Genomic DNA, 24,241 nt, shown 5'->3' on the forward strand with positions numbered 1-24,241 from the left:
CCGGATGAAACCGGACACGGCGGCCGTGTCAAGGGGCGGTGAACCAGGTCAGTGCGAGACGGCCTTCTCCGCTCCCACTCCCGTGAGGGAACGCACTTCCATCTCGGACTGCTTGCGCGGGTCCTCCGGCCGGCGCTCGCTGAGCGAGCCCAGGAAACCGAGCAGGAAGGACGCCGGGATCGAGATGATGCCGGGGTTGGACAGCGGGTAGAACGCGAAGTCCGCGCCGGGGATCATGGAGGTCTCCGATCCGGACATCACCGGGGAGAAGATAATGAGCACCACGGAGATGATCAGCCCGCCGTACATGGACAATACCGCGCCGCGCGTGGTGAAGCGCTTCCAGTAGAGTGAGTAGAGGATGGTGGGCAGATTGGCGGAGGCCGCCACCGCGAAGGCGAGGGCCACGAGGAACGCCACGTTTTGACCCTGCGCGCCAATGCCGCCGGCGACCGAGATCAGGCCGATGACCACCACGGTGGTCTTGGCCACCCGCAGTTCCTGACGCGGGTCCGAGGTGCCCTTCTTGATCACGGACGTGTAGATGTCGTGTGCGAAGGACGCGGAGGCCGTAATGGCCAGACCGGCGACCACGGCGAGGATCGTGGCGAACGCGACCGCCGCAATCAGACCCATGAGGATGGACCCGCCGAGTTCGTACGCGAGCAACGGAGCCGCCGAGTTCACACCACCAGGCGCGCCCTTGATCCGGTCCGCACCGATCAGCGCGGCCGCACCGAACCCGAGCACCAGGGTGAAGAGGTAGAACAAGCCGATCAGAGTGATCGCCCAAACCACGGACTTGCGGGCCTCCTTGGCGGTGGGCACCGTATAGAAGCGCATGAGCACGTGCGGCAGGCCGGCGGCGCCCAGGACGAGGGCCAGACCCAGCGAGATGAAGTCCAGCTTGGAGATCTCGCTCACGCCGTACTTCAGTCCGGGATCAAGCATCGCGGGGTTGTTGTTCGTCTCCACGGCCGCGCCGAGCATGGTCGAGAAATTGAACCCGAACAAGACCAGGATCCACACGGTCATCACGGCGACGCCGGATACGAGCAGGCACGCCTTGATGATTTGCACCCATGTGGTGCCCTTCATGCCGCCCACGAGCACGTAGACGATCATGATGACGCCCACGATCACGATCACCAGGGACTGCCCGGCCCGGGAGCCGATCCCCAGCAGCAGGGACACCAGGGCCCCCGCCCCGGCCATTTGCGCCAGGAGGTAGAAGAACGTCACGGCCAGGGTGGAGATGGACGCCGCGACCCGCACGGGCCTCTGCCGCAATCGGAACGAGAGCACGTCCGCCATGGTGAACTTGCCGGTGTTGCGCAGCGGCTCGGCGATCAGTAGCAGGGCCACGAGCCACGCGACGAAGAAGCCGATCGAGTACAGGAACCCGTCGTAGCCCTGCAGGGCGATCGCGCCCACGATGCCCAGGAACGACGCCGCGGAGAGGTAGTCACCCGCGATGGCCAGACCGTTCTGGGTCCCGGAGAACGAGCGCCCACCCGCGTAGTAGTCCGCGGCCGTGGCGGTGGACTTGGACGCCCGGATCACGACCACGAGCGTCACGAGCACGAACGCCAGGAAGATCGAGATATTGATCGCGGGGTTGCCCACGGTGGACGTGGCGGTCTCCGCCAGGTGCACCGCGGGTGTCGAGAGGGCGGGGACGGCGATCATGGCCGGGCCTCCTGGTGGTCGTCGGCCCGGTGGCCGGAAGTGGATTCGAGGTCCTCACGCAACGCGGTGGCCTGCGGATCGAGCTTGCGGTTGGCGAAACTCACGTACGCGGCGGTGATCCCGAATGTGGTGACGAACTGCAGCAGACCCAGGATCAGACCCAGGTTGACGTTGCCCACGACCCGCGTGGACATGAAGCCCGGCGCATAGATGGCGAGGACCACGTAGAGCAGGTACCAGACCAGGAACGCGATGGCCAGGGGGAAGACGAAGGATCGGTGGGTCGAGCGCAGCCGTTGGAACTCGTGCGAACGTTGGACCGCGGGGAAGTCGATGCCCTGGGTTGCCGTGGAACCGTTGGGGTCGACAGGGGGCGTGGACGCCATGTGTGCCTCCTTGTGTGATGCTCACCACAGTACGCACTGTGTATCCAATGACACAAGACATATCCGTCACAACGTCGAAAAACCCCTGAAATCCGCGGTTTGGTTAGCCCACTTTACAATTTTGATCGATCTGTGTATACATTCAGCGTCATGGCGCGCCGCTACGGCCGCATGGCCAGAACGAACTCCACGGCCCGGTCCAGGAACGCGTCCACCTGTTGTTCCTCGTAGCTGCGCTGACCCTGGGCGGATCGAAAGACCGCCGTCCTCACGAGCCGCGGGTCCACCTCGGGTTCACCGCGCAACGCGTCCATGAGCCGGTCGCACAGCACGTCCACGTCCGCCGCCGCGTAGCCCAGCGTGCGGTGCGAACTCGGCCGGCGGAAGCGTTCACCGTGCGGGCGGTTGAGCCGCCCCAGCAACAGCCCGGCCAACAGCTCCAGGTGCTCCTCCCAGTGCCGGGCGCCGTGCTCGGCCACGAACGCGGCCTTCTCGCGCGCGAACAGCTCGTCCTCCACGGCGTCCAGGTGGGCGTCCACCGCTCCGGGGTCGTAACCGCCCTCGACGCGGTCGAACACGCGCTCGCGCACCTGCCGGCTGCCCAGCCGACGACGCCGCTGCGCCGCCTCCACGCTCTCGGGTTCACGGTCCGCGTCGGTCGCCCCGGCGGTGTCCGCGGATGCAGCAGAGTCCTCGGCGGTGACGGGGTCCGTGACATCGGCCGGGTCAACGACCGGCTCAGCGACCGTCCCGGGGCCCGCGACCGGGTCCGCGTGGCCACCGGGGGCGGGCGGCGTCGTCGTATGCATGACCGCGGCGAGGCGGTCCAGGAAGTCGTCCACCTGGGCGGGGTCGTAACCCCAGGCCCGCTCGCCGAGGCGATCGAAACGTTGCTGAGTACTCATACCCGCCCTTCCACGGCCGGGACGCGACCCGCGAGGGGCGGCGTCCGTGCGTCCCGGGCGCGCGGGCGGTCGGCCCGCGACCGCGTCACCCCAGGACGGTGAACAGTTCGAAGATCACGTAGCCGGTGATCACGGCGAAGACGATGGAGTCGATGCGATCCATCACTCCGCCGTGACCAGGCAGCAGCGTCCCCATGTCCTTGATCCCGATCTCCCGCTTGATCATGGACTCGGAGAAGTCGCCCACGGTGGCCACGACGACGATCGCGACCGCCAGGACCGCGCCCTGCCACCACGGCATCTTCACGAGGAAGAGCGCGCATAGCACGCCCACGACCACGGCACCGCCCACGGATCCGGCGAAACCCTCCCACGACTTCTTGGGAGAGATCTTGGGGGCCATGGGGTGTTTGCCCCATACGACCCCCACCGCGTAGCCAAAGGTATCGGAGCTGACGGCCAGCAGGATGATCGTGAGGACCTTGTGGGGTCCGTCCGGGGAATGGTAGAGCAGCACCGCCGTACTCAGCAGGAACGAGGCCCACACGAGCGCGAACACCGAGCCCATGATGGACAGCATCATCCCCTGCTTGGGCCCGAAGGCCCGCCACACCACCACGAGCGTCACGGCGAGCACGAGCGCCATGGACAGCGCCTCCGCCCCCCCGAAGAACGCCGCGAGCGGCATGAGCACCGCCGCGATCACCGCGGGGACCTGCGGGATCTGCACGCCCTTGTAGGTCAGTGACCGCGCGATCTCCCACACCCCGATACCCGCCGCGGTCCCGGCCAGCAGGGCCAGTACGAGCGGGACGAAGAACAGTCCCGTGACGAGCGCGCCGATGAGCACGACGGCCACGGCCACGGCGGCCGGGAGGTTACGGCCCGCCCGCGAGGGGGCCTTGTGCTCGGTGCTGCGCTGTAAGGGGCGGGTGAGGACCTGCCGCAGCGAGCCCGTGGTGACCAGGGGGTCGTGCGCCCGCCCCTGCTCCCCCGCCGGGGCGGGAGACGGCGGGCGGGTGTCGCGGTGCGGGGAGCCGGGGGAATCAGCCGATGCCATCAGGCGCCGAGCAGTTCGGCTTCCTTGTTCTTCAGCAGATCGTCGATCTGGTCGATGTGCTTCTTGGTCGCAGCGTCCAGGTCCTTCTCGCCGCGCTTGCCGTCGTCCTCGCCGACCTCGCCGTCCTTGACGAGCTTCTCGATGGCCTCCTTAGCGTGGCGGCGCACGTTGCGCACGGACACCCGGCCCTCTTCCGCCTTGTTCGAGACGATCTTCACGTACTCCTTGCGGCGCTCCTCGGTGAGCTCGGGCATGACCACGCGAATCACGTTGCCGTCGTTGGCGGGGTTCGCGCCGATGTCCGAGTCCCGCAGGGCCTTCTCGATGTCGTTGAGAGCGCTGCGGTCGTAGGGGGTGATCAGCAGGGTGCGGGCCTCGGGGGTCTGGAACGACGCGAGCTGCTGCAGCGGGGTGGGCGTGCCGTAGTATTCCACGAGCAGGCTCGAGAACAGCGCCGGGTTGGCCCGGCCGGTACGAACCGTGGAGAAGTCCGTCTTGGCGGCGTCCACCGCCTTACCCATCTTGGTCGTGGCATCCGAGAGGACATCTGAAATCACGGGTGTTTCTCCTTATGAGCTGGCCGGCCGGCGGTACTGACGCCGGTGGCGACGGTTCGTTCTCCCCACTCTAACGGGCAGGGGGCGGCTGGTCGCGCGATGCGACGGCCCGCGAGACCTTACGGGGTGACCAGGGTCCCGATCTCCTCGCCCAGCACCGCGCGGGTCACGTTGCCCGCTCCCTCCATGCCGAACACGCGCATGGTCACGTTGTTGTCGCGGCACAGCGCGAACGCGGTCTGGTCCATCACGCGGATGTCGCGCGCGATTGCCTGGTCGTATGTGAGGCTCGCGAGACGCTGCGCGTCCGGGTCCTTACGCGGGTCCGCGGTGTAGACCCCGTCCACACCGTTCTTGGCCATGAGGACCTCGCTCGCGTGCACCTCCAGGGCGCGCTGCGCGGCCACGGTGTCCGTGGAAAAGTAGGGCAGGCCCGCACCCGCACCGAAGATCACCACGCGGTCCTTCTCCATGTGGCGGATCGCGCGGCGGGGGATGTAGGTCTCCGCGACCTGCTCCATCTTAATGGCGGACTGCACGCGCGTGTCCACGCCGCACTGCTCCAGGAAGTCCTGCAGCGCCAGGCAATTCATCACCGTGCCCAGCATGCCCATGTAATCGGCGCGCGAACGGTCCATCCCGGCCTGGGAGAGCTCCGCGCCGCGGAAGAAGTTGCCGCCGCCGACCACCACGGAGGTCTCCACGCGGCCCACGGTCGCGGCGATCTGCTCGGCGATCTCACGCACCACCGAGGTGTCCACGCCCACGCTGCCGCCACCGAAGACCTCGCCCGAGAGCTTGAGCAGAACCCTGCGACGCGCCGGTTCGGTGCGCCGCAGCTGCCGGTCCCCGCCGAGGGCCTCGTCCTGGGGTTCCGATTCGATGATGCTGGGCATGGATCCTCCCGGGGGCCGATTCGTGGTCATGAGGCGGCCCGCCCGTGGCAGACCGCCCTCCAGCATACAGAAGCGGCGGGGCACCCCCGGTCCCCCAGTGGTGCCCCGCCGCTTCAGTGCGGGACGCGCGACGGTCTCCCGTCGAGACGTCGCTGTGGGCCTCACGTGCTCGGCGCACGCGGGACCCCGCGAACGGGTGCTCAGGCCCCCACGCGGAACCGCGCGAACGCGGTGGCGGTGGCGCCGGCCTCGGACAGCACCTGGCCCACGGACTTCTTGGCGTCCTTGGCGAAGTCCTGGTCCACGAGCACGACGTCCTTGTAGTAGCCCTTCAGGCGACCCTGGACGATGTTCGGGATGATCTTCTCTGGCTTGCCCTCGTTGCGAGCAGTTTCCTCCGCGACGCGCTTCTCGTTCTCCACGGTCTCCGCGGGGACGTCCTCCTCGGAGAGGAAGGACGGGGACATCGCGGCGATGTGCACGGCAACGTCGTGCGCGGCGGTCTCGGCGTCAGCACCGGACACGGCCAGCAGGACACCCACCTGGGCGGGCAGGTCCTTGGAGGTCTTGTGCAGGTACACGGCCAAGTGGTCACCGGCGACACGGGCCACACGACGCACGACGACCTTCTCGCCCAACAGCGCACCGGTCTCGGTCACGAGATCGGAGATGGTCTTGCCGTCCACCTGGGCGGCCAGCAGGGACTCGAGGTCCGCGGCGTCGGAGGCCACGGCGGCGTCGAGCACCCTGTTGCCGAACTCCACGAACGGGGCGGACTTGGCCACGAAGTCGGTCTCGGAGTTGACCTCGACCATGTAGCCCACGTTGTTCTCGGTGCGGGCCACAATGATGCCCTCGGCGGTCGAGCGACCCTCGCGCTTGGTCACACCCTTGAGGCCCTTGACGCGGATGATCTCCTGGGCCTTCTGGGCGTCACCGTCGGCCTCGTCCAGGGCCTTCTTGACGTCCAGCATCCCGGCACCCGTGCGCTCGCGCAGGGCCTTGATGTCGGCAGCGGTGTAGTTCGCCATGTGAACTCCTCTGTTGTCGGTTCGTCCGTGCCGGACGCCTCAGGACGCCCGGCACGGTTCCGGTCACCACGATGGGTCACCGGGAAGAATGGAAGGTGAACTCGCTCACCGGCCTTACTCGGCGGCGGGAGCGTCCTTCTGCTCGGTCTCGGCGGGCTGCTCGGCGGCGGGCGCGGCCTGCTCGGCCGGGGCCGCCTGCTCGGCGGTCTGCTCCTTGTGCTGTTCCAGCAGCTCGCGCTCCCACTCGGCCATGGGCTCCTCGGCGGCGTTGGACTTGCCGTTGTTGCGCTCCATGAGGCCCTCGGCCACGGCGTCGGCGATCACGCGGGTGAGCAGTGAGACGGAGCGGATGGAGTCGTCGTTACCCGGGATCGGGAACGCGACCTCGTCCGGATCGCAGTTGGTGTCGAGGATCGCGACGATCGGCACGCCGAGCTTCTGCGCCTCGTCCACCGCGAGGTGTTCCTTCTTGGTGTCCACGATCCAGACCAGGGACGGGGTCTTGGTGAGGTTGCGGATGCCGCCGAGCGTGCGCTCCAGCTTCTCCTTCTCGCGGCGCAGCAGCAGCAATTCCTTCTTGGTGTACTGCGAGCCGGCGACGTCGTCGAAGTCGACCTCTTCCAGTTCCTTCATGCGGTCGATCCGCTTGGAGACCGTCTGGAAGTTGGTAAGCATGCCACCGAGCCAACGGTGGTTCACGTAGGGCATGCCCACGCGGGTCGCCTGCTCGGCGATCGCTTCCTGCGCCTGCTTCTTGGTGCCGACGAAGAGGATGGTGCCGCCGTGGGCCACGGTCGACTTGACGGCCTCGTAGGCCTTGTCGATGAAGCCCAGCGACTGCTGCAGGTCGATGATGTAGATGCCGTTGCGCTCGGTGAAGATGAAGCGCTTCATCTTCGGGTTCCAGCGACGGGTCTGGTGGCCGAAGTGGACGCCGTTGTCGAGCATCTGGCGCATGGTAACGACAGGCATGTCGTCTCCTCATGAATAATGGACGGCCCGCGGGCCGTCTCGGTGTTTACGGTTGTCGACCGGCCGTGCCGGTCCCTGGCGCGATTCGTGAGTCCTACTCGTGGAGCAGGCTCCCGTGGTTCCATACCGCGACCACCCGGTAACCGGGGCCTCGGACCGAGGACCACGCACCCGGGCGGACCATGTCCGCCGTGGGTTCCCTCGCGCGCGAAGTCAGCCATCCCGCATCGGCGCGCACCCGCGAGCGGGCACGGTGGACCAATGGCAGAGTGACTGCACCCTGTAGGATACAGCATCGCGCGGCGTCCTCGCTCCACATCGGAGCGCCTCCCCGCCCCTTCGGACCGGGCTGCCGCACGCTGTCGTCATGTGTTCCTCCGGTCACGACGACGCCGCCCCGCCCATTCCTCCTCGCCCACCCGTTCCAACGGTCCCACCCATTCCCGCGCACCCGCCGATTCCCGCACGCCCACCCGGACGGTCCCCGCACCACGCCGTGTACTGCGCTGTGATGGCCGCGGTCCTCGCGCTTAGCTCGCTGCTGGCCCACCCCGCGGCGTGGGCCTCTCCCGACTGGGCCTGGCCCGTGTCCCCGCGCCCGTCGGTGAGCCGACATTTCGAGGCTCCCGCACAGAAGTGGCTGCCCGGCCACCGGGGTGTGGATCTACACGCTCCCCCGGGCACACCCATACGTGCACCGCAGGACGGGGTCGTGAGTTTCGTGGGTGTCGTCGTGGACCGGGAGGTCCTCACGGTGGACCATGGCGAGGGGCACAAGTCCTCATTCGAGCCGGTGTCCTCGTCCGTGCGAGTGGGTGACCGGGTGACCCGGGGGCGGGTGATCGCCAACGTGGCCACTCCCGGCCACGGACCGGGCGGGGATGCGGTGCACTGGGGTGTGCGGGAGAACGGGGAGTACGTGAACCCGTTGCAATTCGTGGCGGACCTGCGGCCGTCGGTGTTGTTGCCGGTCCCCGGTGAGTGAGACCACAGTGAGCCGGCGTGGCATGTCTTGTAGGGCGGGTGGGGCTTGAACCCACGACCAAAGGATTATGAGTCCTCTGCTCTGACCAGCTGAGCTACCGCCCCCTGTGCGACCGCGAACGGATGTCGAGGTCGCCGCCCTACGCTACCGCATGCGCGGCGTCTCAGGGCCCGTCACGACTCCGCGCCGGTGTAGAGCCGCTCGAACGTATCCAGTGTCTTGGCGAAGGAGTGGCGGGACACCATGTCCCGGCTGCGCTCGCCCATGGCCCGCCGCTGTTCGGGCGGGGCATCGAGGACCAGTTGCAGCTTGGTCGCGAGGTCCCCGGAATTGCCCGGGGAGAAGAGGTACCCGTTGCGCCCCTCGTCCGCGAGGTGGGGCAGCGCGCGGGCGTTGGCGAGCACCACGGGGGTCGAGGCGCTCATGGCCTCCAGCGTCACGAGGGACTGCAGTTCCGCTGTCCCGGGCTGGCAGAACACGTCCGCGCGGAGGTAGGCCGTGCGTAGCTGCTCGTCCGTGAGGAACCCCAGGAAGTGGACCCGGTCCGCGACACCGTGTTCGTGTGCGAGTTTCACGAGCCGGTCCAGCTGTTCCCCCTCCCCCACGATCTCGGCGTGAACGTTCTTCTCCCGCGGGATCAGGGCCACGGCCTCGATGAGTTCGTCCACGTTCTTCTCCACGGCCAGGCGTCCGCAGAACAGTACGATCGGGTGGTCCGGGTGCTCGATCTGCTCCCCCGCGGCGGCTTCGTAGTCACCGGCCTGGATCCCGTTGGACACCGCGATCGCCCGATCGGGGACACCGTTGTCGACCATGGTGCGCACCGCGAGCGGCGTGGGTGCGGTGATGACGTCGCAGCGGCCGTACACGCGGGCGATGTCCCACCACGAGACCTTGCGGTAGCCGCGCACGAACCACTGCGGGAACGGCAGGAACGGCTCGATGTTCTCGGGGACGAAGTGATTGGTCCCCACGACCCGGACACCACGGCGCACGGCCTCACGGACCACGAGCCGGCCCAGGATGTAGTGGCACTGGACGTGGACCACGTCCGGGCGGACGTCGTCGAACAACCGCGCGACCTCCCGCACGATCTCCCACGGGAAGCACAACCGGAAGTAGGGGTGGGTGAACGCGTGGTGGGAGCGGAACCGGTGCTCGGTCACCCCGGCGTCGTCCATGATCCGGGACGGGCCGCTCGTGGGCATGGGTGCTGCGACGTGGACCTCGTGACCCCGTTCCAGCATGCCGCGCGCGAGGCGGCGGGCGAACTGCGCGGAACCGTTGATGTCGGGCGGATAGGTCTCAGCGGTGATCAGTATTCTCAAGGCCTTGTGTTCCGTAGGGAGATCAGCGATCGGTGGCGCGTTCGGTTCGTCGGGGTGTCGCCGTGTCCGCAACCGCCCCGCTGGTCACCGCGTCCTGCTGGGCGCGTGCGGCCGCCCGGCGTTGCAGGACCTCGGGGTGGTGTCGCGAGAGCACGACCACGCCGACTATAGCAACGAGACCCGCGAGCCCCATGGCCGTGCCGAGTGCCCCGGTGAAGAAGTCACCGGCCTCTCCCAGGACCACGAGACCCAGAGCCACACCCACCATGGGGTCCACCACGGTGAGCCCGGCGATCACGAGATCCGGTGGTCCGCACGAGTACGCGCACTGCACCATCCACCCGCCCAGCGCAGCGGCGACCACGATCATGAGCACGCTGGTCCACCGGATGTCCGCGAACCCGCTGGACGTGATGGTGGTGGCGGTCAACCGGACGAGCACGGCCACGAAGCCGTAGAGGAGCCCCGCTCCCAAGACGTAGAACATGCTGATCCGGTGCCGACGCACGAATAGCTCGCACACACCGATGAGCACCACGAGGCCCACAAGCAGGGCGACCACCGTGTTCTCGGCACGCGTTCCGGGTACGTGGGTGGGATCCGTCCCGATCACGGCGCACACCACGAACGTGGCTCCACCCACGCTGCACAGGGCTACGGCGAGCCACGTGCCACGGTTGATGATCAGGTGGCGGTGCCGGGCGTGCAACAGCGTGGTGATGACGAGTGCGATCACCCCGATGGGCTGCACCACGGTCACGGTCGCAAGCGAGAGCGCCGCGACGTTCAGCACCGTTCCGAGGCCCAGCAGCGCGAGCCCGCTGAGCCAGCGTAGATTGCGCACGAGGGGCCACAGCCCCCGCGGAGTCAACGGTCCCTCGGTGTGCCCGGTGACCGCCACGGATTGCGTCTGCGTACCGAGCGCGAGGCACACCGCCGAGCTCAGTGCCAGAGCCACCGCGATCCACTGCATCACCGATTCATCACGTCCTCCGTCACGGTCTCATCGTAGAGCTCGGGGGCGCGGCGGGCCTGGGAGTTCACCGCATGTTCGCACCGGGGCACGAGGGATCCCATACCGCCGGATGAGACGCACCGGAGCCGGAGGAGTCGCGCACCCGAGTACGCCCCGGGACACGGTGGAGGCCGGGTCGCGACGATGACGACCCGGCCTCCGGCACGGCTGGCGACTCACGCGAGCCGCGCACCCGATTACTTCTTGAGCAGCTTGCGCAGGAACACCAGGAACGCGGACCCGGCGGCCACGGCGACCGCGAGGGGCTGCCAGCGCTCGCTCAGGACGTCCTGGGCGGACGTGGAACCGGCGGGACGAACCCCCTGGGAGCCCCCCTTGGACGCAAAGGTCTGCTTGACCGACTCCTGGGTCTGGGTGAACGTGCGCTGGGTGCGGTCCACGAAGCCCTGCGTGGCGGCCTGGACGGAATCGGCGCGGTTCTGGGCGTCGTCGCGCAGGCTCTTGAGGTGTTCGCGGCGCAGCTTGAGGCGGTGGCGCAACTGCTCCTCGGTGGGCTTGACGGGCTTGACCTGGTTGGGGTCGTTGGCCGCCTCTTCCTTCTCCCGCTGCTTCTTCTGCTCGGTCTCGTTCATCTCACGCTGGACACGGCCCTCATTGTACGCGGAGCCCTCCTTGACCACACCGAGGTCGTAGCGCAGCCCGAAGATGGCCTTCTTGGGCATGAGCGGCAACGCACTCTTGATCTTAGCGATCCCGATCAGCGCGAGCACGGCCAGGATGATGAGGAACAGCAGGGCGAGCAGCAGCGCGGCCAACCACGCCGGCATCACGTGGGACAGGCCCGCGATGGCGGCACCGATCAAGGCGATGACGGCGAGGCCCAGGAACACGAGACCGACCACCGCGAGCGCGGCGCCCACGCCCACCTTGATGCCCTTCTCCTTGAGCTCCAGGAACGCGAGCTGGGCCTCATCTTTGAGCTGCTTGGGGAGCAATCGGGTGAAGACCTTGACGACGTCCGTGATGGACGCGGCACCCGGCTTCGTGGTGGTGCGAGTTCTTGCCCCGGACGTGTGTCCTGTGTGGCCGGATGAATGCCCGGTGCTGCCGGACGAGTGACCGCTGTTGGGGTCCACTGCATGGCTCATGCCGCCTCCGATGAGTACGTGGTGGTGCTGAACGGTTGATCTGATTTCAAAATACCATTCGGCCGCGCGCCCAGCGGGCAGGGACGGGCGCGACACCTCGGGCGTGACGAGGCTCAGACCTTGTCAACCACCGGGGGCTGTGGAAAACTGAAGACGTTCAGTGAAAGCAGATTCCTCCACATAAGTCAACATTGTATTCTATTCAGAATCACGCATGATTCACAAAAGATCTTATTGTTGGGTGATTTCTTCGAGAGGGTTCACGGCCCCCGCAGATCGAGGCCCCCGCGTCCGACGTCATCGACTGGCGCCGCCGCATCCACGCCCACCCGGAGCTGTCCTACAAGGAGCACGCGACATCCGACTTCGTGGTGGAGACACTCCCGAGCTTTGGCCTCTCCCCCGAGCGCCCCACCGAGACCTCGGTGACGGTACTGATCCAGGGCCAGGGTTCCCACGCTTCCATGCCGCAGAACTGTGCGGACCCGGTGCTGGTCGCCGCGCAGATCACGGTCGCGCTGAACACGATCGTCTCCCGCAGCGTGGCCCCCGACCACATGAACATGGTCAACGTGGGCATGATCCGGGCGGGCGGGGCCCCCGACGTCATCCCGGACACCGCCCGGATCGGCGTGTCCGTTGGTACGGTCGCGGGCGAGGACTGGGAGGTCCTCGGGTCCCGCGCGACCGACATCGTGGAGGACACGTGCGCCGCCTACGGTGCCACGGCCACGTTCGAATGGGCGGACGGCTACCCCGTGATCGTCAACGACGACGACGTCGCGCAGATCGGCTACGACGCCGCGGTGTAGGCCCTGGGCGAGGACAAAGTCTCCTGGGGCCCGGGCACGTCCGCCTCCGACGACTTCGCGTACTTCGCGCGGGAGGTCCCCGCGTGCTTCGTGTTCCTGGGGGGTGGCACGGCCGAGGACCGGCTGCCCTACATGAACCACCACCCCAAGTTCGGCATCAGGGAAGAGGCCCTCGAGGCCGGCGTGCGCACGGAGGTGCAGATGGCCCTGAATGATCCACGTTCCACTCCCGCGTACGACGGACACCCGACCATGAATCTCACGAGCACCCAGAAAGGCATCTTCGTCACGCTCGTGCCGGCGGCGCCGGAGCTGCCGGGCGACGGCGCGGCGTCGTCCTCTGCCGCTGCAAGCACCGAGGAGGGTGCCAACTCGAGTGCGAAGAAGGACGTCTCGATCCTCGACGCCTGGAAGAATCGCAACTCCCTGGTGCTGGGGCTGTGCCTGCTGCTCAACAACCTGGTGGGCGTGGGGCTGCTGACCTGGCTCGCCACGGTGTACTCGCAACAGTTCTGGATCACCCCTACCGGGTGGCAGTACATGGTCGTGATGCTCGGTTACGGGCTCTCGTTGTGGATCGCCACCTCCACCGGGCCCGGCGTAGTCAAGAAGTGGTTCGAGAACAACGAGAAGGTGTTCATGCTGATCATGTCCGTGATCGGCGCCGTCGTGGACGCGGGGGGGGTACACGACCGCGTTCGTGGTACCGGGTGCACTGCTCCTGCTTGGTGGTCTCGCTCCGTTCCTGCTCCGGGAACCCCGCACCCCGCTCGATCCGCAGGGTCCGCGCGCGGCGGGGCCCGATGCAGACGCCACGACACCCCCGGGCGAACCCCACGCGGGCGTGGACGCGGCCGCGGGCACCACGGGCCGGCCCGACTCCCGGCGGTGAGCCCCGCCGGGAGAGGACCCGTCAGGCCACGGTGGCAGCGGCGCGACCGCTCGCCGTCGTGGCCTGTTCCGTGTCCAGGTGACCGTCCTGCATGCTCACGCATGCGTCCGCGAGGGGGACGAACTCGGTGTCGTGCGTGACCACGAGGGACGCCAGGCCGAAGGTGTGGGTCAGATCCGCGAGCAGTTCCATGACGCTGCGGGACCGCGCGTGGTCCAGCGCCGCGGTGGGCTCGTCCACGAGCAGCAGGTGCGGCCTGTTCATGAGCGCCCGGGCGATGTTGACGCGCTGGCGCTGCCCACCCGAGAGCTGATGGGGGCGGCGGTCCGCGCAGTTCTCGAGCCCCACCTGTGCGAGCAGTTCGTCCGCCCGAGCGCGGGCCCGCGCAAGCTCCTTGCCCCTGGCCCCGGCCACGTGCGCGGCGAGTACGAGTTGTTCGCGGGCGGTCAGCGAGGCCAGGAGATTGGGCTGCTGGAACACAATGCCCGTGTGCTCCCGGCGGGCCCCGGCGAGTTCGCGTTCGGGGAGCTCCTCGAGCCGACGGCCCGCCACGGACACCGAGCCGGAACTCGGGCGGACCAACCCGGCGGCCACGGCGAGCAGCGAGGACTTGCCGGACCCGGACGGGCCCACGAGCGCCGTCATGGTGCCCGCGGCCAGCTCGAGGGACACACGGTCCAGAGCTCGCACCGTGCGGGGTTCGCCCTGCTCGTCCGTGCCGTCCGGGTACTCCAGGCAGAGGTCGGTCACCCGTAGGGCGGGATCGTCGGTCGAGTACTCATGCGGCCCGTCCAGGCGTGCCGCTGCGGTGTGGTTGTCCATGGGGTCTCCTGCGCGGTGACGGGGGTGACAATCGGAATGCATGCTCAGTTACCTCCCAGGGCGATCATCGGATCCACGGTGGACACGCGGCGCACGGCGAGCACGGACCCGATCAGTCCCAGCGCCAGGACACCGGCCACGGGCAGCGCCATGGTCGCAGCGCTCAGCACGAACGGGACCGCGGACCCGGCGAGCGCACCGCCGGCGATTCCCAGGCCGCCGCCCACGAGCACGCCGATCGTAAGCACCACGACGGCCTGGAGCAGCGAATCCCGCACCACGTAACCACGGCTCGCGCCGAGAGCGCGCAGCACCGCAATGTCCCGGGTGCGCTGGATGGTCCACACGGTCAGGAAGGAGATCACCACCAGGGCGCTGATGCCGTAGAGGAAGCCCTGCATCATGCGCAGCGAGCCCTGCTCCGACTCGTAGGCGGGCAGCGCCGCGAAGGCGTCCCCGGTGTCCATGGCCACGGTTGCGGTGCGCTCCGTGACCCCCTCGGGCACGGTGTCCGTGGTGAGGGCCAGGGCGGTGGCCTGCTCGGGGTCGTCGGTGTGGGCCACGGCGGGAAAGTCCTCCATGCTGAGCCACACGACCGGCACGTGGCTGTAGTACTCGTCCGCCACGACCCCGGTGACCTTCAGGGACGTGCCGGCCAGGGTCACCGCGTCCCCCACGCCCACGTTCATCTCGCGAGCCAGCGTCTCACTGAGCACGGCGGTGCCGTCCTGTGGGTGGGTGACCCCGTTGACGGCGCTCAGCCCGGGCGCGAGCCGCGAGCCCGGTTCGAGCGCGACACCGGCCACGGAGGTGGCCGACGCAGCGTCTGCGGAGGAGTTCGCCCCGTCCCCGGCCCGCGCGGTGGTCTGCACGAGGCCGAGCCGCTCCACGTGGTGCGCCCCCACGGTGTCACGCCACGCGCGCGTTTCGTCCGCGGTGATCCGGGACGTCGTGAAGGACGGGTCGGACGCGTCCCCCGCCGGGGCGCTGAGCACGAACCGCTGCGCCTGCAACCGTTCCAGGGCCGAGGTGTTCTGGTGGCCTAGCCCGTTGGTCAACCCGGTGAGCAGTACGAGCAACAGCGTGATCAGGGCCACGACGGTCGCGAGCAACGCGAACCGCCCCTTGGCGAACGTGATGTCCCGTAGGGACAGGTACATGGTGATCTCCGATGGGTCGAGAAACTGTTCCCCTCAAGCCTCGCGGGACGCGGCCGCCGGTGGATCGCCCCGCGGGTGGAGACCGTCCAGCCCCTCGGGGGATGCCGCGCTCAACCAATCGGTTGATCCGCCACTCGCGTCACATGCGTAGCATGGCGGGAGACCCGGCCGTGCCGTGCGCGCTGCTCGCCGATGGCGGCATCCGCCCGATCGCCGCGCGGCGATCGGGACGCCGCGTCTTGGTCGGGGCACCGCACTCGTGCGACCGCGCCCGGGACCCGGGCAGGACGACGACGCCGTCCCCGGCACACCGCTCCGACCAACCAGTCCACCGCACGACCTGGAAAGGAGCCCCCGAGTGCGCGAGGACCTCTCCACCCCCGCAGTGCTGAGCGCCCTGCGGGTCACGTTGCACGTGAGCTTCGCGGCGCTGTTGGTGCTCGCCGCCGTGCGCGCGGTGCTGCACCTGAGCCGGGCCCCTGGCGGCGGGGCGATGATCGCCGTCGTCCTGGGACTGAGCGTGCTGCTCGCGGCGGTCTACCTCGCGGGGACCCTGGTGGAGAACCGTGTGGCGAGGGGTCGTGCGAGCCGGGAATCCCTGCGGTGGGGTCCCGGGTGGCTCGGTCTCATCGCGGCGCTGTGGGCCGCGCTGGCCCTGCTGAGCCCGGACTTCTCGTGGGTCGCGTTCCCCCTGTTCTTCCTGTGCCCCGTGGTACTGCCCACCGCGGCGGCGCTGGTCGCGATCGTGGTGCTCACCGGCGTCGTGGTGCTCTCCCAGTACCTACATGCCGCCCCGGGAGCGTTCGCGGCGGGAATGGCGCTCGGACCCGCGATCGGTGCGATTGTCGCGCTGCTCGTGAGCTTCGGGTACCGCGCACTGTACGAGGACACCCGCCGCCACGTGCGCGCGATCCGCGATCTCGAATCCACGCGAGCTGAGCTGGCGCGCCAGGAACGGGACGCGGGGACCATGGCCGAGCGCGACCGGTTGTCCCGCGAAATCCACGACACCCTGGCCCAGGGCCTGACCTCGATCGTGCTAGTCTCACGGGCCGCACAGCGCTCGCTGGAGCGCGCGGAGCTCGACGCGGCCCGCGCGCAACTGGCCACGATCGAGGACACGGCCGCGGCCGACCTCGCGGAGGCGCGTCGGTTCGTACGGGACCTCGCCGCACCGGCACCGGGTGACTCCCTGCCCGCCGTCCTCGCGGAGGTGTGTCACCGCACCCGGGAGGCGGCCCGCGCCGTGGGCGCGCCGCTCACGTGCGAGTTCACGGTGGAAGGTGCCGTCCCCGAACTGCCCGCCCCGCAGCGCACCCTGTTCGTGAGGGCAGCGCAGTCCACCCTCGCGAACGTGACCTCGCACGCGCGGGCGTCACGCGCCGTCGTGACCCTCGCGGGCTGGGACGACGCCGTGACGCTGGACGTCGTGGACGACGGCGCGGGCTTCAGACCGCGTTCCGCCGCCGACGACGCACGCAACGACAGCTTCGGACTGGCCCACCTGCGACGCCGCGCGCACGAGCTCGGGGCCGTCCTGACCGTGGAGTCCGAACCCGGCGCCGGAACGGCTGTGAACCTGCGGTTGCCCCTGCCCGCGCCCGAAGCCACCCGCCCCCTGCCGAATGGAGATTCGTCATGACCACCCGCGTATTGCTCGTGGACGATCATCCCGTGGTGCGGGCCGGGCTGCGCGCGGTGCTCGAATCGGTGGGTGACATCGTGGTCGGCGCCGAGGCGCCGGACGGACGCGTGGCGCTCGAGATGCTGTCCCGCGCGGGCGGCTCCGTGGACGTGGTGGTCATGGACCTGCAGATGGGTTCCGGGATGGGCGGGCTGGACGCGACCCGGCGCATTGTCGCGGCGGGCGGGCCCCCGGTGCTGATCCTCACGACCTACGACACCCAGGCGGACATTGTCGCCGCGCTCGAGGCCGGCGCGACCGGTTACCTCCTCAAGGACTCGCAGCCCGAGACCATCGGTGCCGCCGTGCACGACGCCGCCGCGGGCCGCCCCGTGTTGTCCCCCTCCGTCACGGCGCGGCTCATGCAGCGGGTGCGTTCCCCCGGCACGTCGCTGAGCGCGCGGGAGATCGAGATCCTGCGCGGGCTCGCCACGGGCGCGTCCAACAGGGCCCTGGCCAAGGAATTGTTCATCTCGGAAGCTACCGTGAAGACGCACCTTGTACACATCTACGACAAGCTCGGGGTGGACAACCGGACGGCGGCGGTCAACCGTGCGCGGGAAGAACACCTGATCTGACGGATGCGATCACCGCGGCGATCCGCTCGGGGTGATCCACCATGACGAAGTGACCGCTGCGTCGCAACACGATCGTGTGCACGGGCGCTTCCCGGGACAGGTAGGTGGCCCGGGCGAGCACATGGCGCACCCACCGGGTGGTCCCGATCCGCGGCAGCCGTCCGTTCGCGGCCACCACCAGGACGTCCAGCTCCGGGTCCAGGGGCGTATGGGCGGCCAGTTCCTGCAACCGGTTCATGCACGCCACGTAGCCCGCGAGTTCCCGCAGGGACCCCATGAGGAAGTTCGGGGATGTCAGATCTACGCGCAGCTGCGGCCACGAACGCATGAGGCGTCCGCGTCCGGGCACGAGTCGCCCGGCCACGACGGGGCCCACCACACGCCACACGGCACCCGCCACGCGGGACCGCGCCAGAGGCAGCGTGAACCGGCGGAACCGGCGGGCTGTCGCGGCCTCGTCGTGGGCGGGGTCCGCGCCCTCGGCCGAGGGCACGGACGCGTCCAGCAGCACGAGGTGACGGATCCGCCCCGGATGCACCCGGGCCACCACTTCGACCACCGCGCCACCGAAGGAATGTCCCACGGCCGTGACGGGTTCCCGAACGCCGCACACGGTGAGCACGGCGGCGAACCGATGCGCCTCCTCATCGAGATCGGGGAGTTGTTTGGACACCCGGTCTCCCTGGGCGTATCCGGGGCGGTCGTACACGATTACACGGTGGTCCCGGCGTAGCCGTTCGACCACGGGAAGCCAGTCCCACAGGGTCGACGCCACGCCGGAGCAGCACACGATGACCGGCCCGGAGCCCGCATCGAGGATCCGTACGGGGCCGCCCATAACTTCGCGGGTGCTGACATGATCCCCGATGCCCGACGGCGCGGAACCGTTGTCCTTTTCGTTGCGAGTTCCCGTGAGCGCAACCGCTGGGCGACGGGCACACCGGCCGCGGCGATGAGCCACACCGCGATTGCGAGAGGACATCACTTCGCGGGCCCGTCCGTCCCTCGCGTACCGTTCGGGAGAGCGCGCCACAGGGTCCGCAGCCGCGCAGAGGAGAACGCCGTCACCCCGGCGAGCACCACCCCGACCTCTGCGTCCACGGTTCGCAGTACGGTGGCCCCGGGGGGGTCCGCGACGACGTACTCGGACACGAAGGACGTCCACGGGTGCAGTTCCCTGTTCACGAGCGGATAGAGGACCCACACCGAGTACAACAGCGCCGCTGCGGCGCACAATCGGCGAGAAGCCAGAGTCACGGAACCGGGTCACCCGCCTGAGTCGTGGGCCGCACATACGGAACAGCCGCCGAGTCTACTAGGCCGCGGCGGTTCCCGGAGGCGGGTGCCGCCCTGGATACGACGGAGGCCCCCTTCCGTACTGGAAGAGGGCCTCCGTGGTGGCTCCCCCGACTGGACTCGAACCAGTAACCCTTCGATTAACAGTCGAATGCTCTGCCAATTGAGCTACGGGGGAATGTACGCACTGCTGCGCAACGAGACGATACTTTACCGCCCCGTCGCGGCTTCCTCAAATCGAATCCCCGCCACCACCCGCAAGCGCCACACCCCTCTGAGTCGGGGTCACGCCCCGGTGAGGCTGCGCCGCTGCAGTTCGAGGTCCAGCAGTTCGCGGTTGAGCTGTTGGTACAGCTCGGGTTCCCGTTGCGCGTTCAACCGGTTGAGGTGGGCCAGCTTGTCCGACTTCGCCCGGTTGATGTGCATCTCCACGAGCGAGGTGAGCACGCCCACCGCGTAGTTGCGCATTTGTTGCTCGGTGGCCGCGGGTAGCGGCGTGACGGACAGTTGTGCGAGGTAGCCGTGCAGCGGTTCGGGCAGGTGGGCGCGCACGTGTTCGAGCCACGCGCGACCGCCCTCACCGTGATAGTCCTCGTCCGCGCGGGCGGCCACCACGGCATCGTGCAAGACCTGGTGCACCCGGTACGTCATGCCGGCGGAATCGAAATGCTCCCAGTAGCCGTCCGGCACGAGGTCCGGGAGCTGGAGCACCACTTCGAGCGCCTCCCGTTCCATCCGGGACACGGGTTCGCGCGGATCCGGCAGCTCGGGCGCCTCGGGCTGGTGGTTCTCACCGGGGGCCGAGCCAGGCCCGGAGACAGGCCCCGAGCCATGCCTCGATCCGGCCGAGTCACCGCGGTGGCCACGAGCATCCGGACGGTCCGGGGTCGACCCCTGACCGCGCCCCCGCCCCGGTTCTCCCCGGCCGTTCTCACTGCGGGAGGCGGCGTCGACGGCGCGCAGCACCTCGTCCGTCTCGATCCCCAGCCACCCGGACAGCTCCCGCGCGTACGCGGGGCGCAGGGCGGGGTCACGGATCCCGGCCACGATCGGGGCGCACGCCCGCATGGCGCGGAGCCGACCCTCGAGGCTGTTGACGTCGTACTCGCGGATCGTGGCTTTCAAGGCGAACTCGAACAGCGGGGTGCGGGACTCCACGAGATCACGCACGGCCACGTCCCCGCGGGTCAGGCGCAGGTCACACGGATCCATCCCGTGGGGCTCGACCGCCACGTAGGTCTGGGCCACGAACCGCTGGTCCTCCTGAAAGGCGCGCAGCGCGGCCTTCTGTCCGGCGGCGTCGCCGTCGAACGTGAACACGACCTCTCCCCCGGCGGAGTCGTCCGAGAGGAACCGGCGCACGATCTTGATGTGGTCCGCGCCGAACGCGGTGCCGCACGTGGCCACCGCCGTGGTGATCCCGGCCAGGTGGCACGCCATGACATCCGTGTACCCCTCCACGACCACGACCTGTTTGGTCTTGGCGATCGGCCGTTTGGCCAGGTCAATGCCGTAGAGCACCTGGGACTTCTTGTAGAGCTGGGTCTCGGGGGTGTTGAGGTACTTGGGGCCGGGATCGTCGTCGTAGAGCTTGCGTGCCCCGAACCCGATGACCTCCCCCGCGACCGCGCGGATGGGCCAGATCAGCCGCCCCCGGAACCGGTCGTAGAGTCCGCGGTTGCCCTCCGAGACCATGCCGGTGAGCTTGAGTTCCTGGTCCGTGAACCCGTGATTGCGCAGGTGCTGCAACAGGTGGGACCACCCCTGCGGTGCGTAGCCGATCCCGTAGGTGCGAGCGGCGTCGTGATCGAAACCGCGCTCCCCCAGGAACCGCTGGGCCGCGGCGGCCTGCCGGGTGTAGAGGTTGCGTTGGAAGAACTCCGCGGCCACCTTGTGTGCGTCGAGCAACCGCTGTCGACGCCCTACTTCCTCCCGGTTGGGTGCGGAACCCTGCTCGTAGTGCAGCTCGTACCCAATCCGGGCGGCCAACCGTTCCACGGTCTCCGAGAACGGCGTGTGGTCCATTTCCATGAGGAAGGAGATGACGTCCCCGGACTCGTCGCACCCGAAGCAGTGGTACGTGCCCAGTTGGGGGCGCACGTGGAAGGACGGCGTGCGTTCGTCGTGGAAGGGGCAGAGTCCCTTGTACGAACCGATGCCCGCGGGCTTGAGGGTCACGTACTGTTCCACGACCTCGCGGAGGTCCGTGCGCGCACGGACCTCGTCGATGTCTTCACGCTTGATCAGTCCGGCCACTCGGCCAGTTTAGGCACCCCGTCAAACCGGATGGCGCACGCGTCACGGATGTGCAGCGGACCGGAACGACCGGTTAACGGGCCCGCGAGGACACGCGATGACTCCGGCAACGGCGTCACCGAACGGTCCCGCGACGAACAGGGCTCGGGGGTCAGCGAGCCACCGGGGCGTCGTCGTTCCTGCCGACCACCATGCGGCGGTCCGGGGCACCCACGGTCTTGGACCCGACCATGGCCACGCTGCCCAGGGCACCGACCGCGGCGAACGCGAAGAAGCCCCACGGGTACGCGAGCCCGGCACCCAGCAGCGTGCCGCCCACGATGGGACCGCTGATCGCGCCGAGACGCCCCACCCCGGCGGACATGCCCAGGGCGGTCGCGCGCACGCGCGGCGGGTGGTTGGTCGCGGTGAACGCGTACACGAGCACCTGGGAAGAGAACACGAAGCACCCGGTCAGGAACACCATGACGTAGATCCCGGCCACGGGCAGCCGGATCGCGAGGGCCGCGAGCAGCACGGCCGAGGCCGCGAACCACATGATGCTCGCGATGCGGGGGGGTAATCCGGTCCGCCACGCGGCCACCGATCCACAGCCCCACCACGGCGCCCACGTTGAGGATGAGCAGGAAGCCCAGCGCGTTGCCGAGGTCGTAGTCCGCGGCGCGCATGATCTGCGGCAACCACGTGTTGAGCCCGTACACGAGCAGCAGACCCATGAAGGACGCGATCCAGATCACCACGGAGTTGCGCGCGTACGTGCCGCTCAGCAACAGGGCCGCGCCCTTCTTCTCGGCCACCACCTGGGGCGACGGCGCTGCGGCACCGCGCGCGCCCGAGGCCGCGGGGGCGGCGTCGCCGATCTCCAAGGGCACGTTGTAGTGCGTGGCCACCCGGCGGGCATCCTCGAGGCGGCCCTTGGACGCGAGGTAGGACGGGGACTCGGGCAGGAACACGAGCATGAGCGGTACGAGGATCAGGGCGGGCAGCGCGCCCGCGATGAACATGGTGTGCCACGTGAAGTGGGACAGCACCCAGATCGCGAGCGCCGCGGTGAGCACGGCACCCACGTGGTAGCCGGTCATCATGACCGTGGTGGCGTTGGAGCCGCGGCCGGGGCGGGAGAACTCGGTGACCATGGAGATGCCGGTGGGCAGGCAACCGCCCAGGCCCAGGCCCGCGAGGAAGCGCAGGATCCCGAACCACAGGACGGTCGGGGCGAACGCGGCGGCGAACGTGAGCACCGAGAACACGATCACGGCGCCGATGAGCATCTTGCGCCGACCCCAGCGGTCCGTGAGGTAGCCCATGCCCAGGGCGCCGACCATCATGCCGAACAGGCCGGTGGTCGCGACCGCGGTGGCCTCGCCGGTGGTCATCCCCCACGCCTGGTCCGCGAGCAGGGCGGGCATCACGGCGCCGAGCACCACGGCGTCGAAACCGTCCAGGGACGAGATGTGGGGCGCAGAACCGATGCCGCCGGACCTCACCAGAGCGGCTTGTCCCCCGTGCGCCAGTTGGTGCCCCGGATCCGGTCGTGCAGCGCGACCGCGGAGCGGTCCGTGAGGCACGCGATCTGATCGACCACGAGCCGCAACCGGGCGGCTTCACTGCCGGGACCGTCCCCCAGGGCACGCCAGTCCGCGGCGAACTCGGGGGCCAGGAACCGCCCGTCCGTCTGCATCAGGGCGTCCACGAGGATCGTGAGGATCTCGTGCTGGTTGTCGTAGAGGGGCAGGGCGTCCCGCACGGTCATCACGAACGCGGTCGCGATGCCCTTGAGCACCCCGATCTCCAGCTCCGTCTCGCGCGGGACCACGAGGGACGCCCGGTACCGGGTGAGCCGGTCGTCCCCGGCCACGTCCCGGGTGGCCGCGACCGCGGACATCGCGAACCGGCCGATCAGCTGGCTCGTCATGTTCTTCAGTCGCGCCAGGTCCGCGCGCGTCCCGTGCAGACGGGGAATCCACACGGGTGAGGACTCGAGCCGGGACAGCGCGGCGTCGAGCTCGTCCTCCGTGGCCGCGGGCAGGTACCAGCCGCGGGTGCACTCGATGACCCGGTGGCGGTGCGCGGGTTGCGTTAGGTTCTCGAGCTGCAGTGCGTGGGCCGCGACCGCGTCCTCGACGTCGTGGACGCTGTAGGAGATGTCGTCCGCGAGATCCATGACCTGGGCCTCGATGCACTTGCGTCCGGGCACCGCGCCCGCGCGGAACCACTCGAACACAGGCAGGTCGTCCTCGTAGGCTCCGAACTTGCGGTTGGGGCGCCCGTCCGGCCGGGGCGGGGCGTCCGCCGCGCTCCACGGGTACTTGCACGTGGCGTCGAGTGTCGCGCGGGTGAGGTTCAACCCCGCGGGCTCCCCCGACGGCGCGATGATCTTGGGCTCGAGCCGCACGAGCAGACGCAGGGTCTGGGCATTACCCTCGAAGCCCCCGATCCCGCGGGTCAGCTGCGCGAGCGCCGTCTCACCGTTGTGCCCGAACGGCGGGTGACCGAGGTCGTGGGACAGGCACGCGGCGTCCACGACGTCCGGATCGCACCCGAGCGCCTTGCCCAGCTCGCGCCCGATCTGGGCGACCTCGAGCGAATGGGTGAGCCGGTTGCGCACGAAGTCGTCCGACTGCGGCGAGACCACCTGGGTCTTGGCCGCGAGCCTTCGCAGCGCGGAACTGTGCAGCACGCGCGCGCGGTCCCGCTCGAAGTGACTGCGATGGCGGTTGTGGTGGTTCTCGGCGACGAACCGCTCGGTGTCGGTGGGCTCGTAGCCCGGGGGCAGGATGGCCAGACGGTCGGGGGTGTGCAGTGGGA

At 69.0% G+C, this 24,241-nt stretch carries 23 protein-coding genes and 2 tRNA genes; 5 read left to right on the forward strand and 20 right to left on the reverse strand.

Annotated features, from left to right (window positions below):
* Positions 1-48 precede the first annotated feature (48 nt).
* From RF650_RS00365 to rpsB, 8 genes are all read right to left on the reverse strand, one after another.
* On the reverse strand, positions 49-1,689 hold the full coding sequence (locus tag RF650_RS00365; protein WP_064845976.1) for a cation acetate symporter: 1,641 nt from the start codon (positions 1,687-1,689) through the stop codon (positions 49-51).
* On the reverse strand, positions 1,686-2,075 hold the full coding sequence (locus RF650_RS00370) for a DUF485 domain-containing protein (protein ID WP_085106661.1): 390 nt from the start codon (positions 2,073-2,075) through the stop codon (positions 1,686-1,688). The genes RF650_RS00365 and RF650_RS00370 overlap by 4 nt, the downstream gene beginning before the upstream one ends.
* A gap of 161 nt (positions 2,076-2,236) precedes the next feature.
* The gene (locus RF650_RS00375; protein WP_131333219.1) at positions 2,237-2,980 is read right to left on the reverse strand and encodes a DivIVA domain-containing protein; all 744 of its coding nucleotides are present in this window, start codon (positions 2,978-2,980) and stop codon (positions 2,237-2,239) included.
* A gap of 85 nt (positions 2,981-3,065) precedes the next feature.
* Complete coding sequence (locus tag RF650_RS00380; RefSeq protein ID WP_098053311.1) at positions 3,066-4,040, reverse strand: phosphatidate cytidylyltransferase; 975 nt, start codon at positions 4,038-4,040, stop codon at positions 3,066-3,068.
* Positions 4,040-4,597 carry a ribosome recycling factor gene (gene frr, locus RF650_RS00385; protein WP_035963538.1) on the reverse strand — a complete coding sequence of 186 codons (558 nt, stop codon included), beginning with the start codon at positions 4,595-4,597 and terminating at the stop codon, positions 4,040-4,042. Before frr ends, RF650_RS00380 begins: the two co-directional genes overlap by 1 nt.
* 119 nt (positions 4,598-4,716) lie before the next feature.
* Positions 4,717-5,493 (reverse strand): UMP kinase, encoded by a 777-nt coding sequence (gene pyrH, locus RF650_RS00390; RefSeq protein ID WP_064845980.1) that lies wholly within the window; start codon positions 5,491-5,493, stop codon positions 4,717-4,719.
* A gap of 200 nt (positions 5,494-5,693) precedes the next feature.
* Entirely contained in the window at positions 5,694-6,524 is an 831-nt protein-coding gene (gene tsf / locus RF650_RS00395; RefSeq protein ID WP_368813805.1) for a translation elongation factor Ts, read from the reverse strand.
* Between the two features lie 114 nt (positions 6,525-6,638).
* Complete coding sequence (rpsB, locus tag RF650_RS00400; protein ID WP_085106657.1) at positions 6,639-7,496, reverse strand: 30S ribosomal protein S2; 858 nt, start codon at positions 7,494-7,496, stop codon at positions 6,639-6,641.
* A 511-nt stretch (positions 7,497-8,007) separates the two neighbouring features.
* Here rpsB and RF650_RS00405 point away from each other — a divergent pair.
* Complete coding sequence (locus RF650_RS00405) at positions 8,008-8,481, forward strand: M23 family metallopeptidase (protein ID WP_368813806.1); 474 nt, start codon at positions 8,008-8,010, stop codon at positions 8,479-8,481.
* Between the two features lie 30 nt (positions 8,482-8,511).
* Here the strand turns inward: RF650_RS00405 and RF650_RS00410 are convergent.
* The 4 genes from RF650_RS00410 to RF650_RS00425 all read right to left on the reverse strand — a co-directional run bounded on the left by RF650_RS00410 (position 8,512) and on the right by RF650_RS00425 (position 11,933).
* Positions 8,512-8,585 (reverse strand) — tRNA-Ile (locus RF650_RS00410).
* Between the two features lie 69 nt (positions 8,586-8,654).
* Positions 8,655-9,809 carry a glycosyltransferase gene (locus tag RF650_RS00415; RefSeq protein WP_085106655.1) on the reverse strand — a complete coding sequence of 385 codons (1,155 nt, stop codon included), beginning with the start codon at positions 9,807-9,809 and terminating at the stop codon, positions 8,655-8,657.
* 22 nt (positions 9,810-9,831) lie between these two features.
* The gene (locus tag RF650_RS00420) at positions 9,832-10,782 is read right to left on the reverse strand and encodes a DMT family transporter (protein ID WP_368813807.1); all 951 of its coding nucleotides are present in this window, start codon (positions 10,780-10,782) and stop codon (positions 9,832-9,834) included.
* A gap of 239 nt (positions 10,783-11,021) precedes the next feature.
* Positions 11,022-11,933, reverse strand: coding sequence for a phage holin family protein (locus tag RF650_RS00425; RefSeq protein WP_085106653.1), 912 nt, complete (start codon positions 11,931-11,933; stop codon positions 11,022-11,024).
* A gap of 368 nt (positions 11,934-12,301) precedes the next feature.
* Here RF650_RS00425 and RF650_RS00430 point away from each other — a divergent pair, with 368 nt between their 5' ends.
* Both RF650_RS00430 and RF650_RS00435 read left to right on the forward strand, forming a co-directional pair.
* A complete protein-coding gene (locus RF650_RS00430; RefSeq protein ID WP_368813808.1) occupies positions 12,302-12,745 on the forward strand; it encodes a peptidase dimerization domain-containing protein in 444 nt (147 codons plus the stop codon).
* Positions 12,746-12,835: 90 nt separating this feature from the next.
* The gene (locus RF650_RS00435) at positions 12,836-13,777 is read left to right on the forward strand and encodes a hypothetical protein (RefSeq protein WP_368813809.1); all 942 of its coding nucleotides are present in this window, start codon (positions 12,836-12,838) and stop codon (positions 13,775-13,777) included.
* On the opposite strand, the gene RF650_RS00440 is transcribed toward RF650_RS00435, so the two are convergent.
* Positions 13,659-14,459: an ABC transporter ATP-binding protein gene (locus RF650_RS00440; protein WP_368813810.1), complete on the reverse strand. Its 801-nt coding sequence runs from the start codon at positions 14,457-14,459 to the stop codon at positions 13,659-13,661. The genes RF650_RS00435 and RF650_RS00440 overlap by 119 nt on opposite strands.
* 44 nt (positions 14,460-14,503) lie before the next feature.
* Positions 14,504-15,619, reverse strand: coding sequence for an ABC transporter permease (locus tag RF650_RS00445; protein ID WP_368813811.1), 1,116 nt, complete (start codon positions 15,617-15,619; stop codon positions 14,504-14,506).
* Positions 15,620-15,977: 358 nt separating this feature from the next.
* Between RF650_RS00445 and RF650_RS00450 the strand changes: the two genes are divergently transcribed.
* On the forward strand, positions 15,978-17,261 hold the full coding sequence (locus tag RF650_RS00450; protein WP_064846735.1) for a sensor histidine kinase: 1,284 nt from the start codon (positions 15,978-15,980) through the stop codon (positions 17,259-17,261).
* On the forward strand, positions 17,258-17,881 hold the full coding sequence (locus RF650_RS00455; RefSeq protein WP_085106647.1) for a response regulator transcription factor: 624 nt from the start codon (positions 17,258-17,260) through the stop codon (positions 17,879-17,881). The genes RF650_RS00450 and RF650_RS00455 overlap by 4 nt, the downstream gene beginning before the upstream one ends.
* On the opposite strand, the gene RF650_RS00460 is transcribed toward RF650_RS00455, so the two are convergent.
* From RF650_RS00460 to RF650_RS00485, 6 genes are all read right to left on the reverse strand, one after another.
* Positions 17,850-18,719, reverse strand: a complete 870-nt coding sequence (locus tag RF650_RS00460; protein ID WP_312917597.1) for an alpha/beta hydrolase — start codon at positions 18,717-18,719, stop codon at positions 17,850-17,852. The two genes, RF650_RS00455 and RF650_RS00460, sit on opposite strands and share 32 nt — an antisense overlap.
* A 143-nt stretch (positions 18,720-18,862) precedes the next feature.
* Positions 18,863-19,138 carry a hypothetical protein gene (locus tag RF650_RS00465; RefSeq protein ID WP_368813812.1) on the reverse strand — a complete coding sequence of 92 codons (276 nt, stop codon included), beginning with the start codon at positions 19,136-19,138 and terminating at the stop codon, positions 18,863-18,865.
* Positions 19,139-19,279: 141 nt separating this feature from the next.
* Positions 19,280-19,355, reverse strand: a tRNA-Asn gene (locus RF650_RS00470).
* A gap of 107 nt (positions 19,356-19,462) precedes the next feature.
* Complete coding sequence (dnaG, locus tag RF650_RS00475) at positions 19,463-21,433, reverse strand: DNA primase (protein ID WP_368813813.1); 1,971 nt, start codon at positions 21,431-21,433, stop codon at positions 19,463-19,465.
* Complete coding sequence (locus RF650_RS00480; RefSeq protein ID WP_368813814.1) at positions 21,421-22,920, reverse strand: MFS transporter; 1,500 nt, start codon at positions 22,918-22,920, stop codon at positions 21,421-21,423. The genes dnaG and RF650_RS00480 overlap by 13 nt, the downstream gene beginning before the upstream one ends.
* Complete coding sequence (locus RF650_RS00485) at positions 22,917-24,236, reverse strand: deoxyguanosinetriphosphate triphosphohydrolase (RefSeq protein WP_131333232.1); 1,320 nt, start codon at positions 24,234-24,236, stop codon at positions 22,917-22,919. The genes RF650_RS00480 and RF650_RS00485 overlap by 4 nt, the downstream gene beginning before the upstream one ends.
* Positions 24,237-24,241 lie beyond the last annotated feature (5 nt).

It is taken from the genome of Kocuria sp. CPCC 205297 (assembly GCF_040981035.1).
GTDB classification, from domain to species: domain Bacteria; phylum Actinomycetota; class Actinomycetes; order Actinomycetales; family Micrococcaceae; genus Kocuria; species Kocuria marina.